Source organism: Bradyrhizobium sp. SZCCHNR1043, assembly GCF_032489675.1.
Lineage (GTDB): Bacteria > Pseudomonadota > Alphaproteobacteria > Rhizobiales > Xanthobacteraceae > Bradyrhizobium.
Genome location: NZ_JAUEYN010000018.1, coordinates 59,223 through 79,165 on the forward strand (window position 1 = coordinate 59,223; position 19,943 = coordinate 79,165).

The window sequence follows — 19,943 nt, forward strand, 5'->3', positions numbered from 1 at the left end:
GCGCGGGGTATGACAACGCCATGTCACGCTCCTCGCATCACGCGCCCTTCACCGACGGCCTGCCCACGCTCTCGTAGACGAAGCCGTGAGCGGCCATCTCGTCGGGGCGGTAGACATTGCGCAGGTCGACGACGACCGGATGGGCCATCACCTCCTTGAGGCGATCGAGATCCATGGCGCGGTACTGCACCCATTCGGTCACCAGCACGATCGCATCGGCGCCCGTCGCGCACTCATAGGGATCGTCGAAATAGGCGATCTCCGGCAGCTCCTTCTTGGCCTGCTCGATGCCGACCGGATCATGCGCGCGCACCTTGGCGCCCATGTCGAGCAGCCCGGTCACCAGCGGGATCGACGGCGCCTCGCGCATGTCGTCGGTCTCCGGCTTGAAGGTGAGGCCGAGCACCGCCACCGTCTTGCCGCGCAGATTGCCGCCGACCGCATGCGCGACCTTGCGCGCCATCGCGCGCTTACGGTTGTCGTTGACGGCCAGCACCGATTCGACGATGCGCAGCTGCGTGTCGTAGTCCTGCGCGATCTTGATCAGCGCGCGCGTATCCTTCGGAAAGCACGAGCCGCCGAAGCCCGGACCGGCATGCAGGAACTTGGAGCCGATGCGGTTGTCGAGACCGATGCCGCGCGCCACCTCCTGCACGTCGGCGCCGACCTTCTCGGCGAGATCGGCGACCTCGTTGATGAAGGTGATCTTGGTGGCGAGGAACGCGTTGGCGGCGTACTTGATCAGCTCGGCGGTGCGGCGCTCGGTGTACATCATCGGCGCCTGGTTCAACGACAGCGGACGATAGATGTCGCCGAGCACCTTGCGGCCGCGCTCGTCCGCGGTGCCGACGACGATGCGATCCGGCCATTTGAAATCGCGGATCGCGGCACCTTCGCGCAGGAATTCCGGGTTGGAGGCAACGACGACATCGGCCGCCGGATTGGTCTCGCGGATGATGCGCTCGACCTCGTCGCCGGTGCCGACCGGCACCGTCGACTTCGTCACGACCACGGTGAAGCCGGTGAGGGAGGCTGCGATCTCGCGCGCTGCGGCATAGACGTAGGTGAGGTCGGCGTGACCGTCGCCGCGCCGCGACGGCGTACCAACCGCGATGAACACGGCATCGGCCTCCGCGACCGGCTGCTTGAGGTCCGTGGTGAAATCGAGCCGCTTGGCCTTTACGTTGGCCGCGACCAGCGCATCCAGGCCGGGCTCGAAGATCGGGATTTCTCCGCGATGCAGCGCGGCGATCTTGCTCTCGTCCTTGTCCACGCAGGTCACCTGGTGGCCGAAATCGGCGAAGCAGGCACCGGACACCAGCCCCACATAGCCCGTGCCGATCATCGCAATTCGCATCGAAACCCATCCTTCAAGGTTAATACTTTCGCGTCTTAAACCATTTGCGGTTCAAGGGGAATTTAGAAAACGGCATGACGTTTGGATGACAAGGAGGAGTATTAACGGCTCTGCCCGACAATGCGGCAGCTCCGCGCCAAAGAGGGACAGCATGACCGCAAATGGTACGCCGAAATCGGCCGGAACCGAGGCGCGCATCGACTGGGTCGACTACGCCAAGGGTATCTGCATCATCATGGTCGTGATGATGCACTCGGTGCTCGGCGTCGAGCTGGCCGCCGGCGAGACCGGCTTCATGCACGCCGTCGTCGCCTTCGCCAAGCCGTTCCGGATGCCCGACTTCTTCCTGATTTCCGGCCTGTTCCTGCCGCTGGTGATCGACCGGGATTGGCGTACCTATATCGACCGCAAGGTCGTGCATTTCGCCTATTTCTATGTGCTGTGGGTGACCATCCAGTTCGGCTTCAAGGCGCCCGGCTTCGCCGCCGCGTCTGGCTGGCAGCATGCCGGCTATCTGTATCTCGAATCCTTCGTCGAGCCGTTCGGCACGCTGTGGTTCATCTATCTGCTGCCGATCTTCTTCGTCGTCATCAAACTGACACGAAAGCTGCCGGCGCAGGTGATCTGGGGCATCGCGGCCGGCCTGGAAATGTCGCATATCGTCACTGGCTGGACCGTGATCGACGAATTCTGCGCCCGCTTCGTCTACATCTATTCCGGCTATCTGTTCGCGACCACCATCTTCGCGCTGTCGGACCGCGCGCGGGCGCAGCCGATACTCGCCATCGTCGGCCTGCTCGCCTGGGCGGTGATCAACCAGTCGCTGGTGAACCTCGGTGTCAGCGAATGGCCGGCGGTGTCGCTCATCCTCGGCTATGCCGGCGCGGTCGCCATCATCATCGCCGGCACGCTGCTGGCGCGCGCGCAACTCCTCAATGCGCTGCGCTTCTGTGGCGAGCATTCGATCGTGATCTACCTCGCCTTCTTCCTGCCCATGGCAGCCACACGTACAGTCCTGCTGAAGACCGGGGTGATCGGGGACATCGGAACGATCTCGCTGCTGGTCACGATCGCCGGCGTGCTCGGCGCGCTCCTGATCTGGCGCCTCGCGCTCCGCGTCGGCGCCCGCTTCCTGTTCGAACGCCCCATCGCGTTCTGGATCGCGCCGCCGAAGCCGAAAGCCGTGTTGCAGCCGGCGGAGTAGCCTCACCGTCAGGGCACCAGAAGCAGCGCGCCACGGCTGCGGCCGCTCTCCAGATCGATATGGGCCTCGACGACCCGCGCCAGCGGATACGCGGTGCCGTGGCCGACGAGATCGCCATCGGCGAGCGCGGCGAGAACCGTCGCTGCATCCCTGCGATAGTCGGCGACATCGTTGACATGGGCCATCACGCTCGGCCGTGCCAGCGACAGGCTGCGGCGCGGCCCCAGCTCCTCGACGGCAAGGCTTGGAATTGGACCGCCGGACTGACCGATGCTGGCGACCGTCCCGAACGGCCTGACGCAGGCGAGCGTTTGCGCAAGCGTCTTGCCGCCGACGCCATCATAGGCGACATCGACGCCGCGCCCGTCGGTCAATCGCTTCACGGCATCGACAAAGTCAGCATCCCGGCCGACGATCAGATGGCGCGCGCCAGCGGCACGCGCGAGCTCCGCCTTGGCCTCCGAGCTCACCGTGCCGATGACGGTCGCGCCGCGCAGCCGAGCCAGTCGCGTCAGCACCTGGCCGAGCCCGCCGGCGGCACTGTGCACCAAAAGCGTCGTTCCGGCTCCGACGGCGTAGGTACGATTGAGCAGCATCACCGCGGTGATGCCTTTCAGCAGGGTCGACGCAGCGCTCGCTTCAGACACGGCGTCGGGCAGCGGCATCGCGCGCCAGGCGGGCAGATTTCGCTCCGAGGCATAGGCGCCGACCGGGGCGCCGGCATAGGCGACGCGGTCGCCGACGGACAACTCTGTCACGTCCGCGCCTTTCGCGGTCACGATCCCCGCCCCTTCGACGCCAGGAACTCCATCGGGCAGCGGATAGAGGCCGCTGCGCTGGTAGATATCGATGAAGTTCACGCCGATCGCGGTGTGGCGCAGCCGGATCTCGTTGGCGCCCGGCGCCGGCAGCTCAACATTCTCCAGCACCAGATTCTCCGCGCCACCCGGTGACTTCAGTCGAACGATAGCAGCCATGCCCGTCTCCACATCTTGCCTTGATCCGGACAGTGTGGTCAGCGTTGGCATTCTGCGGAATTGCCCAATTTGGCTCCCCTATTGTGAATATTCGAACATGCGGATCGACTGGACCGACCTTCACCACTTCGTGACGCTGGCCCGCGAGGGCACGCTGTCGGCCGCCGCACGTGGTCTCGGCGTCGATCATGTCACGGTGGCCCGCCGGGTCGCGGCCCTGGAACGGGTCACCGGGCTGAAGCTGGTCGACCGCCGAGCGCGGGCCTATGAGCTGACCGAGGACGGTCGCCGCCTCGCCGCGGCCGCCGGCCCGATGGAGCAGGCGGCGTTCGCGATCGAGCGCGCCGTGGTCGCATCGCGTCCCGGTCTGGCCGGTGAGGTCTCGGTCAGCGCGCCGCCGACGCTCGCCAACAGGCTGATCGCGCCACGGCTGGTCGAGCTGCACCGACGGCATCCTGCAATCATCATCAAGCTGATCGGCGAGAAGCGCAGCGCCTCGCTCAACCGACGGGAAGCCGACATCGCTCTGCGACTGTCGCGTCCCGACGAGCCCGGCCTGATCGCACGCAAGATCGGCAGCTTCGGCTTCAACCTCTACGGCGCGCCGCACTATCTCAAGGAGACGCCGCAGCATGCGCTCGGATTCATCGCCTATGATGCCAGCATGGACTCGGCACCCCAGCAGCAATGGCTGAAGGCGGTCGCCGGGCAGCGCACGATCGTGTTTCGGAGCAGCGATCTCGAGAGCCAGGCCGCAGCGGCGCGCGCAGGGCTGGGGCTCGCCGCCCTGCCGCATTTTCTCGGCGATCATGATCCCGACCTCACCCGCTTCGAAGCCGGCGCGGCCATCAGCAGGGACATCTGGCTCATCGTTCATCGCGACCTCAGGCGCACGCCCCTCATTCGCGCCGTCATGGAGTTCCTGACCCGCTGCGTCCGACCGGACTGAGGGGCGGAAAAATCCGGTGCGCATGGCGTCGTCACGGCTGTCAATGCGAGCGAAAATCCCTACATTGCGGCCATGCCCAAAGCTCCCCAGAAAGCCGCCGCCACGCCCGCCGTTCCCGCGCCTGCCGCCGCCAAGGGCGCGGCCAAGGGCGACCATGTGTTCCTGGTCGACGGCTCGTCCTACATCTTCCGCGCCTATCACGCGCTGCCGCCACTCAACCGCAAGTCCGACGGGCTGCAGGTCAATGCCGTGCTCGGCTTCTGCAACATGCTGTGGAAGCTGCTGCGCGACATGCCCGAGACTGACCGTCCCACGCATCTGGCCATCGTGTTCGACAAGTCCGAGGTCACGTTCCGCAACAAGATCTATGCCGACTACAAGGCGCACCGGCCGCCGGCGCCCGACGATCTGATCCCCCAATTCGCGCTGATCCGCGAGGCGGTCCGCGCCTTCGAGCTGCCCTGCCTGGAGCAGGCCGGCTACGAGGCCGACGATTTGATCGCGACCTATGCGCGGCTTGCCTGCGAGCGCGGCGCCACCACCACCATCGTGTCCTCCGACAAGGATTTGATGCAGCTCGTCAACGACTGCGTCACGATGTACGACACGATGAAGGACCGCCGCATCGGCATCGCCGAAGTCATCGAGAAGTTCGGCGTGCCGCCGGAGAAGGTGGTCGAGGTGCAGGCGCTGGCCGGCGATTCCACCGACAACGTACCGGGCGTGCCCGGCATCGGCATCAAGACCGCCGCGCAGCTGATCACCGACTATGGCGATCTCGAAGGGCTGCTGACGCGCGCGGGCGAGATCAAGCAGCCGAAGCGGCGCGAGGCGCTGATCGAGAACGCCGAGAAGGCGCGGATCTCGCGCCAACTGGTGCTGCTCGACGACAAGGTCGCGCTCGAGGTGCCGCTCGACGACCTCGCGGTGCACGAGCCGGATCCGCGCAAGCTGATCGCGTTCCTGAAGGCGATGGAGTTCACGACGCTGACGCGCCGCGTCGCAGAGTATTCGCACATCGATCCCGCCGACGTGTCGGCGGATGAGCAGTTGAAGAGTGGTGCGGGCACTGCTGCCTCCGTTCCCTCCCCCCTTGTGGGGGAGGGTCAGGGAGGGGGGCACCCCACCAACGGTGCCTCCGCAGCACCCCTCTCCCCAGCCCTCCCCCACAAGGGGGGAGGGAGCCCTCGCACCGGTGATCCGCGTACCGACAAGTCGGCGATGAGCAAGGGCACGCCGGCGAGCCTCGCGGAATCCAGGGCGGAGGCGGCGAAGAGCGGGCGGATCGATCGCGACAAGTACCAGACGCTGCGTAGCCTCCCAGAGTTGAACACCTGGCTCGCGCGCATCCATGACTTCGGCCGCGTCACTCTCGAGGTCAAGGCCAGCTCGATCGATCCGATGCAGGCTAGCTTGTGCGGCATCGCCCTGGCACTTGCGCCGAATGAGGCCTGCTACATCCCGCTGGCGCATCGCCAGGCCGGCGATGGCGGCGGCCTGTTCGATGCCGGGCTCGCGCCGGACCAAATCAAGGAGAGCGATGCGCTCGCCGCGCTGAAGCCGGTCCTCGAATCCACAGGGCTGCTCAAGATCGGCTACAACATCAAGTTCATCGCCGTGCTGCTGGCGCAGCACGGCATCACGCTGGCGAATGTCGACGACATCCAGCTGATGAGCTACGCGCTCGATGCCGGGCGCGGCTCGCACAAGCTCGAGTCTCTGGCCGAGCACGTGCTCGGCCACGCCGTGCTCGGCGAAAGCGAGCTGATCGGCAGCGGCAAGAACAAGCTGACGTTCGAGCAGGTCGCGATCGACCGGGCCACGGCGCATTCCGCCGAAGCGGCCGATGTCATTCATCGCGTCTGGCGCGTGCTGAAGCCGCGCCTCACGGCCGAGCGCATGACCGCCGTCTACGAGACCTTGGAGCGGCCGCTGGTGCCGGTGCTCGCGCGCATGGAGCGGCGCGGCATCTCGATCGACCGCCAGGTGCTGTCCCGTCTGTCCGGCGATTTCGCCCAGACTGCCGCTAGGGTCGAGGCCGAGCTGCAGGAGCTGGCCGGCGAGCCGATCAATGTCGGCAGCCCCAAGCAGATCGGCGACATCCTGTTCGGCAAGATGGGCCTTTCGGGTGGCACCAAGACCAAGACCGGCGCCTGGTCGACCTCTGCCTCCATCCTCGATGATCTTGCCGAGCAGGGCAACGAGTTCGCGCGCAAGATCCTGGAATGGCGCCAGGTCTCGAAGCTGAAATCGACCTATACCGATGCGCTGCCGACCTACGTGAACCCACAGACGCACCGTGTGCACACCACCTACGCGCTGGCCGCGACCACGACGGGGCGGCTGTCGTCGAACGAGCCGAACCTGCAGAACATCCCGGTCCGGACCGAAGATGGCCGCAAGATCCGCCGCGCCTTCATCGCGACTCCCGGCCACAAGCTGGTGTCGGCCGACTACTCGCAGATCGAGTTGCGGCTGTTGGCGGAGATCGCGGACATCCCGGTGCTGAAGCAGGCGTTCAAGGACGGGCTCGACATTCACGCGATGACGGCGTCCGAGATGTTCGGCGTGCCGATCAAGGACATGCCGAGCGAAGTCCGCCGCCGCGCCAAGGCGATCAATTTCGGCATCATCTACGGCATCTCCGCCTTCGGCCTCGCCAACCAGCTCGGCATCGCCCGCGAGGAGGCTTCGGCCTACATCAAGCGCTATTTCGAGCGCTTCCCGGGCATTCGCGACTACATGGATGCGACCAAGGAGTTCTGCCGCAAGCACGGCTATGTCGTCACGCTGTTCGGCCGCAAGTGCCATTACCCGGAGATCAAGGCATCGAACGCCTCGGTGCGCGCCTTCAACGAGCGCGCCGCGATCAACGCGCGGCTGCAGGGCACCGCAGCCGACATCATCCGGCGCGCCATGACCCGCGTCGAGGAGGCCCTGGCGCAAAAGAAGCTGTCGGCTCAGATGCTGCTGCAGGTGCATGACGAACTGATCTTCGAGGTGCCGGACGACGAGGTCGCCGCGACCTTGCCGGTGGTGCAGCACGTCATGCAGGACGCCCCCTTCCCCGCCGTGCTGCTCTCGGTGCCGCTGCACGTCGATGCGCGGGCCGCCGACAATTGGGACGAGGCGCATTGAGCTGATCGCGGTGATCTCTGCTTCGTCATCGCGAGCGCCGAAATCCGTCCACGAGCGAGATGCCACCCTCCCCTGGAGGGGGAGGGTGGGCAGTGTGCCTCGCAACGCAGCCCTCATACGCATCCGTTTGATGCTCCCCGATACGATGATCATTGGCTGCAACGCGAGGCGTAGACATGCCTCAGCCTTCTCGCAGCATGATTTGCTCGAGGGATGCATGTCGTTCGCCCTCTGAATTTTGCAAAGGGCGCAGGGAAGGCCGGGCCTCGGCTGAGGCCCGTGGCCCGCCTGCTCAAAAGAATGCAGGCGGCAGGTACCACAGGTCCAGCCGGACAAGACCCGGCCCTCCCTGCGCGATGGGCTTAACGTCTGCTCCGAGCTCTCCCCGGGGACCGGCTTGTTTGCCCCCGTCACCAGCGCGACACGTGATGTCACGCAGGCTTGGCGCCAGCTTCGGGGCGCCAGGACCACACGGCTTGAACGTCCGCGAGCTGCCAATCGTCCAGTGCATCAGCACCTGACAGGCCCACGGCCACCGCTCCCCGCCTCAACGTATCGTGACGACGCGTACGCCCCTCTGCATGAGGACGGGATGCGCTGAATAGAACACGACTTCGGAAAAATAGCAATATAAATCTTGACGAGCGTTGCCCGATGCGGAGCGATGACCCCGTTCCCTGTCCACGGTCACTCGGAACGCGGCGATTTTACCCCTCGTTAGGCACGATGAGATCGCGCCTGGCCGGATGAACGGACGGTAACACGGCGTGCAGCGCACCCTGGCAAGGTTGGAGAGGCACCGCACGCGAGCGATCGCTGACAGCTCCGATCATCCCCATGCCACGACTGCGCCGAGGGCGCGAACGAAGAGCTCCATGACCGCGATCTCATCCGCAGCTCACCCCAAGACGCGCGACCGGCGCGCGGTGCTGATCCTGCTGGTCGCGATGGCGCTCTACAACGGCGCCTATCTCGTCGGCTGGGCGCTGTCGTCGCCGCAGCCGGCGTTTGGCGACTTCTTCGGGCTATGGTCGTTCGGCAGATTTGCCGCGCTGTCCGGCGCCAGCATCTACGATCCGGTTGCGCTCGCGCGCTATCAGCAGGCGCTGGATCCGACGCTGGGCGGCGGCGGCTTTCCCTATCCCTATCCGCCGACCTTCCTGCTGGTGCTGATACCCCTGGGCATGCTGGCGCTGCCGGTGGCCTATGTCTGCTGGATCTCGGTCACCTTCGCGCTTTATGGCCTGGCGACGCTGGGGCGCGATTGGCGCTCGTTAACCTCTCTGGCGCTGCTCGCGGCGCCGACGACGCTGATCAACGCGATCACCGGCCAGAACGGCTTTCTCTCGGCGGCCTTGCTGATCGGCGGACTGCGCCTGCTCGCGCGCCACCCGATCGTTGCCGGCACGCTGCTTGGCCTGCTCGCCTACAAGCCACAATTCGTGCTGCTGATGCCGGTCGTGCTGCTGGCGTCACGCAACTGGCGCGCCATCCTCTCGGCAATCGCCACGACCGTGATCGTCGCCGTCGTCAGCAGCGCTGCGCTCGATCCGTGGATCTGGCTCGAATGGATCGTGAAGTTTCCGCGCTATCAGGCGCAATTGCAAGCCAACCAGGCCAGCCTCGATCACATGATGCCGACGGTCATCGCTGGCTTGCACGCGCTCGGCGCGCCGCCGCCGATCGGCTACCTGGTTCAGCTCCTGTTGTCCTGCTCCATCGTCGTGATGGTCTGGGATGCCTGGCGACGCGGCATGACGGAGCAGGCGATCGCGCTGGTCGCGGTCGGCAGCATCATCGCCACGCCCTATGCGATGATCTACGACATGCCGATGGTCGCGGCGGGGATTGCGATCCACTGGAAGGCGCGGAGCGACGCCGGCGAGCCGATCCCGCCGCTGGAGATCGGCCTCGTGATCGCGCTGGGAGCCTGCCTGCTCGCCATGATCGTGCACTCCGTGCCGCTCGCGGCGGCCATTCTGCTGGTCCTGCTGGCGTTGAGCATCGCCGGTGTGTTCGACCGCTCCAGCCGGCGCGCCCCTGCATTGAACATGACGCCGCCGGCGGCGGGCTGATTGCTCTCGGTGCAATTGACCGGATGACGATGCGTGATCGTCCGCGCTAAAGCAGCGGCAGAGATCCCGATCATCGAACCAGTCATGCCGCACACATCCTCCCTGCTCGCTTTCGCCCTCGTCTCGCTCGGCATGGTGCTGACACCAGGGCCGAACATGATCTATCTGATCTCGCGCTCGATCACGCAGGGCCACGCCGCCGGCCTGGTCTCGCTCGGCGGCGTTGCCGTCGGCTTTCTGGTCTACATGCTGGCGGCGGCGTTCGGCATCACCGCGCTGCTGTTTGCCGTGCCGTTCGCCTATGACGCGCTGCGCCTCGCCGGCGCGGCCTACCTGCTCTATCTGGCGTGGCAGGCGGTGAAGCCGGGCGGACGCTCGCCATTCCAGGTGAGGAAGCTCGCCATCGACAGCCCGCGCCGGCTGTTCCTGATGGGGCTCGTCACCAACCTGCTGAACCCGAAGATCGCGATGCTGTATCTGGCGCTGCTGCCGCAGTTCATCGATCCCGCTGTTGGCGGCGTGCTGACGCAGTCGGTGGTGCTCGGCGCGATCCAGATCGTGATCAGCGTCAGCGTCAACGCCATGATCGCCATGGCGGCGGGATCGATTGCCCTGTTCCTGGCGACACGGCCGAGTTGGGCGCTGGTGCAGCGCTATCTGATGGGCACGGTGCTCGCGGGACTTGCGGTGCGCATGGCGCTGGAGGCACGACGGGGGTGATTTGCATCGGCTCCCCCGCCTTGTCCGCCGAAGCCTCCCGGCAAAGGCGGACGAGAGCGGGAGAGGGGGCACCGCGCGTGCGGCAAGATCTCGGAAATCATCGTCGGCAAAGAACGGCCGATGAGCTTCTCAGTCCAGCTTCGCCTCCATGCCGCGCTCCACGGCGGGGCGGGCCATCAGGGTATCGTACCAGCGCTCGACGTGGGGAAAGTCGGCCAGATCGACCTTGTGGCGCGGGTGGCGCCAGGCCCAGCCGAGGATGGCGAAGTCGGCGATCGAGAGCGCGCCGGCGACGAACTCTTGCTGCGCCAGCCGGCGGTCGAGCACGCCATAGAGCCGGACCGTCTCGGCCATGTAGCGCTTGAGGCCGTAGGCGCGGTCCTGCTCGTTGGTCAGCGCGATGAAATGGTGCACCTGGCCGGGCATCGGGCCGAAGCCGCCCATCTGCCACATCAGCCATTCATAGACCGGAATCCGCTCGGCGAGGGATCTCGGCAGGAACTGCCCGGTCTTCTCAGCCAGATAGAGCAGGATGGCGCCGGATTCGAATACGCTGACCGGCTTGCCGTCGGGGCCGTCCGGATCCACGATGGCGGGAATCTTGTTGTTGGGGCTGATCGCCAGGAACTCCGGCGCCATCTGGGCGCCCTTGGTGATGTCGACCGGAACGACGCGGTATCGCAGCCCCATCTCCTCCAGCGCGACCGAGATTTTGCGCCCGTTCGGGGTGTTCCAGGTGTACAGCTCGATCGTCATGCGGGGCATCCTTCCCAATCGTCCTTGCTTGGTCGCGGGCTCCCATTAGCTCGAAACTGCATCCGGCTTCAAACGTACCGTTGTTGATGGGACATCGTGGCGGCTGGTCTCCGCCGCCCGCCCCCGATAGATTGCGCCACCCAAGAATCCACCCTCAGGGGAAAACGCCGTGTCCAAATCCGCCTCCCGCGCCCGCCTCCTCGAGATCATCCGCAGGCGCTCGTTCGGCCGTGGCGAGGTCACGCTGGCCTCCGGCCGCAAGAGCGATTTCTATTTCAACCTGAAGCCGACCATGATGGACCCGGAGGGCGCCACCTTGCTCGCCGAGCTCACCTATGAGGCGCTGAAGGACGAGGGCTTCGATTATATCGGCGGCCTGGAGATGGGCGCGGTGCCGCTCGCCGGCGCGATCGCCCAGATCTCCTGGATCAAGGGCCATCCGATCGCGGCCTTCTTCGTCCGCAAGAAGCCGAAGGAGCATGGCGCCAGGCTCGCGATCGAGGGCCTAACCCGCGACGAGACCCTGGCCGGCAAGCGCATCGTCGTGGTCGAGGACGTCACCACCACCGGCGGCTCGGCGATGAAGGCCGTGGAAACCCTGCGCGAGGCCGGCGCCGAGGTGACGCTGGTGTTCACGATGGTCGACCGCGAGGAAGGCGCCGCCGAGACCTTCGCCCAGGCCGGCCTGCCGTTCCAGGCGCTCTTCAAGGCGCACGAATTCCTCTGAGGCGCTTGGCGCGCGGCGCAATTCGCCGCCCGCGCATACCGCTCATTTACCAACGCCCGTTAAGGTTACCGCAAGGCTGATGGCGCCATGCCTTGGGCAAGGCGCGTTCGATCGCACATGATCGAGCGACGCGGGTTGCCGCGTCACGGCGTGGCTTTGCGGTGAAGATCCTGGCGATGGAGCGGGCGTTGCGTAGCGTGTTGTCGTTTCGGCGGAGGTCCCGCCACGTCGCTGTCGCGGCGACGGTCGGCCTCGTCGCGGCCGGCGCGCTGGCGCCGCGGATGGCGTCGGCCCAGGGCCTGTTCGACTTCCTGTTCGGCGGCTTCAACAAGCCGCAATCGCAGCGGCCGGCGGCGCAAGGCGGCCTCTTCGCCGATCCGTTCGGCACCAACCCGCAGGCCCCCGCCCAGCCGCGCGCCGCGAGCGGCGGATCGGGGGCAGCGTTCTGCGTGCGCACCTGCGACGGCCGCTATTTTCCGCTGGCGCGCGGCCTCGCCTCGCCGGCGCAGATGTGCCAGGCGTTCTGCCCGGCCAGTGCGACCAAGATCTATTTCGGCTCCAACATCGACTACGCCACGGCGGCGAACGGGGAACGCTATGCCGACAGCGAGAACGCATTCGCCTATCGCCAGGCGCTGCGCGCCGACTGCACCTGCAACGGCCGCGATCCGGCCGGGCTGGCGCCGGTCGATCTGTCGCTCGACACCTCGCTGCGCCAGGGGGACGTCGTCGCCACGGCCGACGGGCTGGTGGCCTATTCCGGCGCGCGCGGCAGCGGCGGCCAGCCGGCCGACTTCAAGCCGGTCGCGTCCTATCCCGGGCTCAACTCGGACATGCGGGCCAAGCTGAGCGAGATGAAGGTCGCGCCGGTGCGCGCCGACATGGTCGGCGCAGACGCGCAGGCCATGGCTCTGCCGGCGGACGTCAATGTCAGCGCCGCACCGCCGCCCCTGAGCATCGCGCCAAAGCCCGCCGCAAGCCGGCTGAAGCAGGCGGATGTGAATTGAACACGCGCTGCGCCAAGGCGCAGCGCCGGCGTCGGTGCAGGCCGGCTCGGCACAGCGACCTCTGGAGCTTGAGCGCGCACTGTCCGCCGGGACTGACGGCCAGGGCTAGCGCGCGACGATCACGCCGATGACGTTCGGCGCTTCCAGATATTTCTCCTCGATCGCCGCGCGGGCGGCGGCGCGGTTGTCCGGCGTCAGCAGGCCGCGCTTCTCGGCCAGGATCATCCAGCAGAAGCCCCACCAATCGGTCAGCATGCCCTCGTCGTCGACCAGGTCATAGCCCTGCTCCGCGGCGAAGATGCGCGCTCGCGCCTCGTCGAGGCCATCGAGGAAGGTGTGGTCGGTGGCCGAGAACAGGTCGTCGGAAATGTCGTCGGTGGTGTAGCCCCAGACCGACATGCACACCGCGTTGAAAGCGCGGTCGATCTGGTCGTCGTCGACGGCCCGCCGCCGCGCCGTCTTGTGCAGCCGCGTCAGGCTGCGCGCGAAATCGGCAATGCGGGTCAGGGCCAGGGGATCGAAGGCGATATGGGACATGGGTGTCCTCGCGGGATGCACTGATGCCGGTTTGTCTGGGGCGGATCGAATCGCAATCAGGATAATCGATCGTCTGCTGAATTGTTCTTAATTTGTTCTTGCGGAAAAAGGAAGTGCTGATTTATCGTCGTCCCGGCCCCCGAGCCGGGACCCAGAGCCACCGCAGCAGCCCTTTGGTTTGCACGGACCGATGAGCACCCAGGCCGCATGGACGGTCTACATTCTTGCCAGCGGGCATCATGGCACGCTGTACATCGGCATCACCAATGATGTCAGAAGGCGCCTCGAAGACCACCGTGCCGGGCGAGGCGCCAAGTTCGTCAGCAGGTACAAGGTTTTTCGCCTGGTTCACGTCGAGAGCTTTCCAACTCCGATCGAGGCGATCGCTCGCGAGAAGCAGCTCAAGAACTGGCACCGCGACTGGAAGGTCGAGCTGATTGAAAGGGACAGCCCCGATTGGAGTGACTTGTCGGGCCTCATCTTCGGCCGGTGAGTCTGGATCCCGGCTTTCGCCGGGATGACGATGTGGAGAGTCCTTTCAGCATCACCGCATATGCAACCAGCCGCCAGCGTGTTCCGCCCCCGGAACTCCGGCCCCGTTTTTGCATCATTTTCCATCACCTAGCTGTGCGGACCAGCCTTTCCCCGGGTTTCGGACCGCGCGCAACCATCGTATGCTTTTACCGGTTCCTCGTAGCATCACAGGTTTCCAAGGTGACAGATCAGCCGTCCCAGCGCAGCTTCGTAAGCATCGGCCAGCCCGTCGACGAATTGGCGGTCGCGGAGATCAAGAGCGACATCCTGGCCAAGCTTCGCCTCGCCATCGGCAAGGAAGCGAGCCAGGCGACGCAGCAGGACTGGTACCACGCCGCGGCGCTGACCTTGCGCGACCGCATCGTGCATCGCTGGCTGACCGCGGACAAGGAGAGCTACGACGCCGGGCGCAAGCGCGTCTACTATCTCAGCCTCGAATTCCTGATCGGCCGCCTGTTCACCGACGCGCTCAACAACATGGGCCTGATGAAGGTGTTCGAGACCGCGCTCGGCGATCTCGGCGTCGGCCTGATGGACCTGCGCAAATGCGAGCCGGACGCCGCGCTCGGCAATGGCGGCCTCGGCCGCCTCGCGGCCTGCTTCATGGAGAGCATGGCGACCTTGCAGATCCCGGCGATCGGCTACGGCATCCGCTATGATTTCGGCCTGTTCCGCCAGGTGATCGTCGACGGCTGGCAGCACGAATATCCCGACGTCTGGCTGTCGTTCGGCAATCCCTGGGAATTCCAGCGCCCAGAGGTGGTCTATCACGTCCATTTCGGCGGCGGCGTCGAGCATGTCGACGACAAGGGCCGCGACCGCGCGATCTGGCACCCCGGCGAGACCGTGCAGGCGGTCGCCTATGACACCCCGATCGTCGGCTGGCGCGGCCAGCATGTGAATGCGCTCAGGCTGTGGTCGGCTCGCTCGCCAGACCCGCTGAAGCTCGACGTCTTCAACTCCGGCGACTATCTCGGCGCCTCAGCAGAAGAGGCGCGCGCCGAGGCGATCTGCAAGTTCCTCTATCCGAACGACGAGAGCCCGGCAGGACGCGAGCTGCGGCTGCGCCAGGAATATTTCTTCGTCTCGGCCTCGCTGCAGGATCTCGTCAAGCGCCATCTCGGCTCCGACGGCCAGCTGCGCAGCCTGGCGCAGAAGGCCGCGGTGCAGCTCAACGACACGCATCCTTCGCTCGCCGTGGCCGAGCTGATGCGGATCCTGGTCGACCTGCACAATTTCCGCTGGGACGAGGCCTGGAAGATCACCATCGCGACCTTGTCCTACACCAACCACACGCTGCTGCCGGAGGCGCTCGAGACCTGGCCGGTCGAGCTGTTCGAGCGGCTGCTGCCGCGGCATCTCGAGATCATCTACCACATCAATGCGCAGCATCTCGCGCTCGCCGAGCAGCGCGCACCGGGTGACATCGACTACCGCGCCTCGGTGTCCCTGATCGACGAGAAGAGCGGCCGTCGCGTGCGCATGGGCCAGCTCGCCTTCGTCGGCTCGCACCGCATCAACGGCGTCTCGGCGATGCATTCCGACCTGATGAAGGAGACCGTGTTCCACGATCTCAACCATCTCTATCCCGGCCGCATCACCAACAAGACCAACGGCATCACCTTCCGCCGCTGGCTGACCCTGGCCAATCCCAAGCTGACGAACCTCTTGCGCGAGGCCTGCGGCGACGCCGTCGTCGACGATCCGACGCTGCTGTCGAGCCTCGAGAGCTACGTTGCCGACGCCAGCTTCCACCAGAAGTTCCGCGCGGTGAAGCATCACAACAAGGTGCTGCTGACGCGTCTGATCGTCGAGCGCATGAACGTGCGTCTCGATCCGGGCGCGCTGTTCGACGTGCAGATCAAGCGCATTCACGAATACAAGCGCCAGCTCTTGAACATCCTCGAAGCCGTCGCGCTATATCAGGACATGAAGGACGACCCGCAACGCGACTGGGTGCCGCGGGTGAAAATCTTTGCCGGCAAGGCGGCGGCGAGCTACCGCTACGCCAAGCTGATCATCAAGCTGATCAACGACGTCGCCGACACCGTCAACAACGATCCCGCGATCGGCGGCAAGCTGAAGGTCGTGTTCATGGCCGACTACAATGTCAGCCTGGCGGAAACGATCATTCCCGCGGCCGACCTGTCTGAGCAGATCTCGACCGCCGGCATGGAGGCCTCCGGCACCGGCAACATGAAGCTGGCGCTGAACGGCGCCCTTACCATCGGCACGCTGGACGGCGCCAATATCGAGATCCGCGACAATGTCGGCGCCGACAACATCGCGATCTTCGGCATGGAGGCCGACGAGGTCATGCTCCGCCGCAAGCAGGGGCTGGACGCGTCCGACGTGATCCACCGGTCACCGCGGCTGGCGCGCGCGATCGATGCGATCGCGACCGGCGCGTTCTCGCCGGACGAGCCCGGCCGGTTCGAGCCGATCGCGCATGCGCTGCGCCATCTCGACCACTACATGGTCTCGGCCGATTTCGATTCCTACTACGAGGCCCAGCGCGGCATCGATGCACGCTGGCAGACCGTGCCGGCCTGGACCCGCGCCTCGATCCTGAACGTCGCACGCATGGCGTGGTTCTCCTCCGACCGCACCATCCGCGAATATGCCGACGACATCTGGAACGTGCCGGTCGGCCCGGTGATGGCGCCGGTGCAAGCGCAGCGGGCGTGACGGGCCCTTCCCCTCGCCTTCAGCAATGACCCATGACGTCATTGCAGAGGCCTTCCATTGCGTTTCACCTGACGGCCATCATACGATGACCGTCGGGAGGAATGCATGACCGAACCGCCAGCTCACCTGTTCGACGAGGCGACCCGGGTCACTGCCGGCGACAGCCGCTGGCAGGGGCGGACCAGCCCGGACTACTGGGCCTTCGTCGGGCCGTTCGGCGGCGTCACCGCGGCGACCGTGTTGCACGCGTTGATCCAACATCCGCAAATCCAGGGCGATCCGCTGGCGGTGACGGTGAACTATTGCGCGCCGATCGCGGAAGGGCCGTTCGATCTCGACGTGCGGTTGGTGAAAGCGAACCGCTCCTCGCAACATTGGTGCGTCGAGCTGAGTCAGGGCGACTCTGACGCGGCGACGCTCGCCACCGTCGTGTTCGCCGAGCGCCGGCCGTCCTGGTCGCACCAGCCGGCCACAAAGCCCGAGGCGCCGCCGTTCGACCAGGTCAAGCGTCATCCCGACACGAACATGTCCTGGACCAAGCAGTACGATTTCCGCTTCATCGAGGGCCGTCCGGCATTTGGCGCATCGTCGTCGGGTGAGCCGCACAGCAGCTATTCCCGGCTCTGGATCTCCGACCGCAAGCCGCGCAAGCTCGACTGCCTGTCGCTGCTGTCGATGTCGGACGCCTTCTTCGGCCGCGTCTTCCACGCCCGCGGCGAGCTGGTGCCGTTCGGCACGGTGTCGCTGACGACCTATTTCCACGTCAGCCGGGACGAGCTCGCGGCCGAGGACATCACGCACGTGCTCGCAACGGCCGATGCCAAGATCTTCAACCGCAGCTATCAGGACCAGCATGGCGAGCTGTGGTCACCCTCCGGCCGCCTGCTCGCGACGACGACGCAGATCGCGTATTTCAAGGCGTGAAAGCCGGGACGCAAGCCAAGAAAACGGCGTCGTCCCGGCGTTCGCCGGGACGACAGCTGTGGGTATGGCTTGAGCTCGCGCCTCTCGTGCATTGAACGGGGCGGAGCGGGAAAATGTGGGGTCAGCCGCAACGCGACCGCCCCCTTTGACGTTTGCAGCCCTACTCCGCCGCCAGCTTCAGATCCGGCGCGGCGTTACGGACCTCGGCATCGACCTGGGCCTCGAACTTGGCAAAATTCTTCTGGAACATGCCGACCAGCGCGCGCGCAGTCTTGTCGAACTCGGCCTTGTCCTTCCAGGTGTTGACCGGGTCGAGGATCTCGGTCGGCACGCCCGGTAGCGCGGTCGGCACCGCGAAGCCGAAATATTTGTCGGTGCGGAACTCGACGTTGCGCAAGCTGCCGTCGAGCGCCGCCGTCAGCAGCGCACGCGTCACCTTGATCGGCATGCGCGAGCCTGTGCCGTACTTGCCGCCGGTCCAGCCGGTGTTGACCAGCCAGCAGTCGACATTGTGGTCGGCGATCAGCTGCCGCAGCATGTTGCCGTAGACGGACGGATCGAGCGGCAGGAACGGCGAGCCGAAGCAGGTCGAGAATTCCGGCTGCGGCTCGGAGCCCAAGCCGCGCTCGGTGCCCGCGACCTTGGCGGTGTAGCCGGACAGGAAGTGGTACATCGCCTGCGCCGGCGAGAGCTTTGCGATCGGCGGCAGCACGCCGAAGGCGTCGGCGGCGAGCATCACGACGTTCTTCGGATGCGGCGCGCGGCCGGTGCGCGAGGCGTTCGGGATGTAGTCGAGCGGATAGGCCGAGCGGGTGTTCTCGGTCTTGGAGCCGTCGTCGAAATCGGGAACGCGCGTATCCTCATCGAGCACGACGTTCTCGAGCACGGCGCCGAAGCGGGTCGACGCCGCGAAGATCTGCGGCTCGGCTTCCTTCGACAGCTTGATGCACTTCGCATAGCAGCCGCCCTCGAAGTTGAACACGCCGGACGGGCCCCAACCATGCTCGTCGTCGCCGATCAAGGTGCGGTTCGGATCGGCCGACAGCGTGGTCTTGCCGGTGCCGGACAAGCCGAAGAAGACCGCGGTGTCGCCCTTCGGCCCGACATTGGCCGAGCAGTGCATCGGCATCACGCCGCGCTCGGGCAGATAGTAGTTGAGCGTCGTGAACACGCTCTTCTTCATCTCGCCGGCATAATAAGACCCGCCGATCAGGACGATCTTGCGGGTGAAATCGATCGCGACGACGTTCTGCGAGCGCACGCCATGACGTTTCGGATCGGCACGGAAGCTCGGCATGTCGATGATGGTGAGCTCCGGCACGAAGGTGTCGAGCTCGATGGTCTCGGGGCGGATCAGAAGGGTGCGGATGAACAGCGAGTGCCAGGCGAGCTCGGTGAAGACGCGCGTCTTGATGCGGAAGGTGGGATCGGCGCCGCCATAGAGGTCCTGCGCGTACAGGGTCTTGCCTTCGGCGTGCTTGATGAAGTCCTGATGCAGCGCCTCGAACTGCTCGGGCGTGATCGCCTGGTTGCCCGCCCACCACATCTTTTCGGTGGAGGCGTCGCGCACCGTGAACTTGTCCTTCGGGCTGCGACCGGTGAACTCGCCAGTATCCGCGCACAGCGCCCCATCGGCCGACAGCACAGCCTCGCCGGCCGCCAGCGAATACTGATAGAGCTGAGGAGCGCCGAGATTCCAGTGCACCTGCTTGAGGTTCTTTAAGCCGAACTTGTCGGCACCGAAGGCGCCGTTGCGAATACCCGTCTCTTGCACGAAGATCCCTCCTGAGAGCCCGCATCTGTTGCGCGCAGTCGCGCGCGTTGCGCGGTGACCGTTGCCGTTACATCGCCTTATCGAAGCGCGGTCGCCGACCTAATACTGATCAACGCTGGTCTTGCCAAGACGATCCGGCCCAATTGGTTATTGGCAAGCCGTGATGCACGTAGCTCATGTTTTGCCGCGTCATGCACATTCCAGCGGCAGCCGCCTGCGCTTCGCCGAGATGCTGCAACGCAACAGATATATCAGCGCGGTTGGATTTCATGAGAGGGACGGACGATACTCGAATCGATAGATTCGCGCCGGCAAGCGAAGACCAAGCATCCAGCAACGCCTGTCGCAGCGCCTCGCTGCAATCAATCACGGGACGCCGCCAGAGCCGACGGAATGTGTCGGTGATCAGCCGTGTCGTCGCCACGCGCGATCAGCCGGCTTCCACTCACGATTTTCTCGCGCTTGCAGGATCACGTGATTCGATTCTCCCAGCCGGGACGATGGTCCCAGCGTTGGTCCATGGCACTCAACGCCGCACGCGTTCACCCCAGCCGCGACGTCAACGAGCTGACTAGC

At 65.7% G+C, this 19,943-nt stretch carries 16 protein-coding genes; 10 read left to right on the top strand and 6 right to left on the bottom strand.

Annotated elements, in window-relative coordinates:
• Nucleotides 1-37 precede the first annotated feature (37 nt).
• The gene (locus tag QX039_RS28885) at nucleotides 38-1,357 is read right to left on the bottom strand and encodes a UDP-glucose/GDP-mannose dehydrogenase family protein (RefSeq protein WP_315773616.1); all 1,320 of its coding nucleotides are present in this window, start codon (nucleotides 1,355-1,357) and stop codon (nucleotides 38-40) included.
• 151 nt (nucleotides 1,358-1,508) lie between these two features.
• Here QX039_RS28885 and QX039_RS28890 point away from each other — a divergent pair, with 151 nt between their 5' ends.
• Nucleotides 1,509-2,561, top strand: coding sequence for an acyltransferase family protein (locus QX039_RS28890; RefSeq protein ID WP_315773614.1), 1,053 nt, complete (start codon nucleotides 1,509-1,511; stop codon nucleotides 2,559-2,561).
• A gap of 8 nt (nucleotides 2,562-2,569) precedes the next feature.
• On the opposite strand, the gene QX039_RS28895 is transcribed toward QX039_RS28890, so the two are convergent.
• Nucleotides 2,570-3,538 (bottom strand): quinone oxidoreductase, encoded by a 969-nt coding sequence (locus QX039_RS28895; RefSeq protein WP_315734965.1) that lies wholly within the window; start codon nucleotides 3,536-3,538, stop codon nucleotides 2,570-2,572.
• Between the two features lie 97 nt (nucleotides 3,539-3,635).
• Here QX039_RS28895 and QX039_RS28900 point away from each other — a divergent pair, with 97 nt between their 5' ends.
• The 4 genes from QX039_RS28900 to QX039_RS28915 all read left to right on the top strand — a co-directional run bounded on the left by QX039_RS28900 (nucleotide 3,636) and on the right by QX039_RS28915 (nucleotide 10,420).
• Entirely contained in the window at nucleotides 3,636-4,487 is an 852-nt protein-coding gene (locus QX039_RS28900) for a LysR family transcriptional regulator (RefSeq protein ID WP_315734967.1), read from the top strand.
• Between the two features lie 72 nt (nucleotides 4,488-4,559).
• Nucleotides 4,560-7,625 (top strand): DNA polymerase I, encoded by a 3,066-nt coding sequence (gene polA, locus QX039_RS28905; protein WP_315734969.1) that lies wholly within the window; start codon nucleotides 4,560-4,562, stop codon nucleotides 7,623-7,625.
• An 875-nt stretch (nucleotides 7,626-8,500) separates the two neighbouring features.
• Nucleotides 8,501-9,700 (top strand): glycosyltransferase family 87 protein, encoded by a 1,200-nt coding sequence (locus QX039_RS28910; protein ID WP_315734971.1) that lies wholly within the window; start codon nucleotides 8,501-8,503, stop codon nucleotides 9,698-9,700.
• A gap of 84 nt (nucleotides 9,701-9,784) precedes the next feature.
• The gene (locus QX039_RS28915) at nucleotides 9,785-10,420 is read left to right on the top strand and encodes a LysE family translocator (protein ID WP_315734973.1); all 636 of its coding nucleotides are present in this window, start codon (nucleotides 9,785-9,787) and stop codon (nucleotides 10,418-10,420) included.
• Nucleotides 10,421-10,549: 129 nt separating this feature from the next.
• Here QX039_RS28915 and QX039_RS28920 read toward each other — a convergent pair whose 3' ends face one another.
• Nucleotides 10,550-11,176, bottom strand: coding sequence for a glutathione S-transferase family protein (locus QX039_RS28920; protein WP_315734975.1), 627 nt, complete (start codon nucleotides 11,174-11,176; stop codon nucleotides 10,550-10,552).
• 169 nt (nucleotides 11,177-11,345) lie between these two features.
• Here QX039_RS28920 and pyrE point away from each other — a divergent pair, with 169 nt between their 5' ends.
• Nucleotides 11,346-11,903 carry an orotate phosphoribosyltransferase gene (gene pyrE / locus QX039_RS28925; protein WP_315734978.1) on the top strand — a complete coding sequence of 186 codons (558 nt, stop codon included), beginning with the start codon at nucleotides 11,346-11,348 and terminating at the stop codon, nucleotides 11,901-11,903.
• Nucleotides 11,904-12,091: 188 nt separating this feature from the next.
• A complete protein-coding gene (locus tag QX039_RS28930) occupies nucleotides 12,092-12,910 on the top strand; it encodes a DUF2865 domain-containing protein (RefSeq protein ID WP_315773612.1) in 819 nt (272 codons plus the stop codon).
• A 105-nt stretch (nucleotides 12,911-13,015) separates the two neighbouring features.
• Here the strand turns inward: QX039_RS28930 and QX039_RS28935 are convergent, their stop codons facing one another.
• Nucleotides 13,016-13,447: a hypothetical protein gene (locus QX039_RS28935; protein WP_315753838.1), complete on the bottom strand. Its 432-nt coding sequence runs from the start codon at nucleotides 13,445-13,447 to the stop codon at nucleotides 13,016-13,018.
• A gap of 190 nt (nucleotides 13,448-13,637) precedes the next feature.
• Here QX039_RS28935 and QX039_RS28940 point away from each other — a divergent pair, with 190 nt between their 5' ends.
• The 3 genes from QX039_RS28940 (at nucleotide 13,638) to QX039_RS28950 (ending at nucleotide 17,593) form a co-directional block, all read left to right on the top strand.
• On the top strand, nucleotides 13,638-13,940 hold the full coding sequence (locus QX039_RS28940; protein WP_315773610.1) for a GIY-YIG nuclease family protein: 303 nt from the start codon (nucleotides 13,638-13,640) through the stop codon (nucleotides 13,938-13,940).
• A 221-nt stretch (nucleotides 13,941-14,161) separates the two neighbouring features.
• A complete protein-coding gene (locus QX039_RS28945; RefSeq protein WP_315753840.1) occupies nucleotides 14,162-16,669 on the top strand; it encodes a glycogen/starch/alpha-glucan phosphorylase in 2,508 nt (835 codons plus the stop codon).
• Nucleotides 16,670-16,774: 105 nt separating this feature from the next.
• Nucleotides 16,775-17,593 carry a thioesterase family protein gene (locus tag QX039_RS28950; protein ID WP_315773608.1) on the top strand — a complete coding sequence of 273 codons (819 nt, stop codon included), beginning with the start codon at nucleotides 16,775-16,777 and terminating at the stop codon, nucleotides 17,591-17,593.
• A 160-nt stretch (nucleotides 17,594-17,753) separates the two neighbouring features.
• On the opposite strand, the gene QX039_RS28955 is transcribed toward QX039_RS28950, so the two are convergent.
• The gene (locus tag QX039_RS28955) at nucleotides 17,754-19,367 is read right to left on the bottom strand and encodes a phosphoenolpyruvate carboxykinase (protein WP_315734988.1); all 1,614 of its coding nucleotides are present in this window, start codon (nucleotides 19,365-19,367) and stop codon (nucleotides 17,754-17,756) included.
• Nucleotides 19,368-19,476: 109 nt separating this feature from the next.
• Nucleotides 19,477-19,791 (bottom strand): hypothetical protein, encoded by a 315-nt coding sequence (locus QX039_RS28960; RefSeq protein WP_316219534.1) that lies wholly within the window; start codon nucleotides 19,789-19,791, stop codon nucleotides 19,477-19,479.
• Nucleotides 19,792-19,943 lie beyond the last annotated feature (152 nt).

What these genes read in the sequence shown, in the direction of transcription:
- QX039_RS28950 (WP_315773608.1), top strand. Translation starts at nt 16,775, where the DNA reads ATGACCGAACCGCCAGCTCACCTGTTCGACGAGGCGACCCGGGTCACT.
- QX039_RS28915 (WP_315734973.1), top strand. Translation starts at nt 9,785, where the DNA reads ATGCCGCACACATCCTCCCTGCTCGCTTTCGCCCTCGTCTCGCTCGGC.
- QX039_RS28890 (WP_315773614.1), top strand. Translation starts at nt 1,509, where the DNA reads ATGACCGCAAATGGTACGCCGAAATCGGCCGGAACCGAGGCGCGCATC.
- QX039_RS28885 (WP_315773616.1), bottom strand. Translation starts at nt 1,357, where the DNA reads ATGCGAATTGCGATGATCGGCACGGGCTATGTGGGGCTGGTGTCCGGT.
- QX039_RS28940 (WP_315773610.1), top strand. Translation starts at nt 13,638, where the DNA reads ATGAGCACCCAGGCCGCATGGACGGTCTACATTCTTGCCAGCGGGCAT.
- QX039_RS28900 (WP_315734967.1), top strand. Translation starts at nt 3,636, where the DNA reads ATGCGGATCGACTGGACCGACCTTCACCACTTCGTGACGCTGGCCCGC.
- QX039_RS28935 (WP_315753838.1), bottom strand. Translation starts at nt 13,447, where the DNA reads ATGTCCCATATCGCCTTCGATCCCCTGGCCCTGACCCGCATTGCCGAT.
- QX039_RS28910 (WP_315734971.1), top strand. Translation starts at nt 8,501, where the DNA reads ATGACCGCGATCTCATCCGCAGCTCACCCCAAGACGCGCGACCGGCGC.
- polA (WP_315734969.1), top strand. Translation starts at nt 4,560, where the DNA reads ATGCCCAAAGCTCCCCAGAAAGCCGCCGCCACGCCCGCCGTTCCCGCG.
- QX039_RS28920 (WP_315734975.1), bottom strand. Translation starts at nt 11,176, where the DNA reads ATGACGATCGAGCTGTACACCTGGAACACCCCGAACGGGCGCAAAATC.
- QX039_RS28895 (WP_315734965.1), bottom strand. Translation starts at nt 3,538, where the DNA reads ATGGCTGCTATCGTTCGACTGAAGTCACCGGGTGGCGCGGAGAATCTG.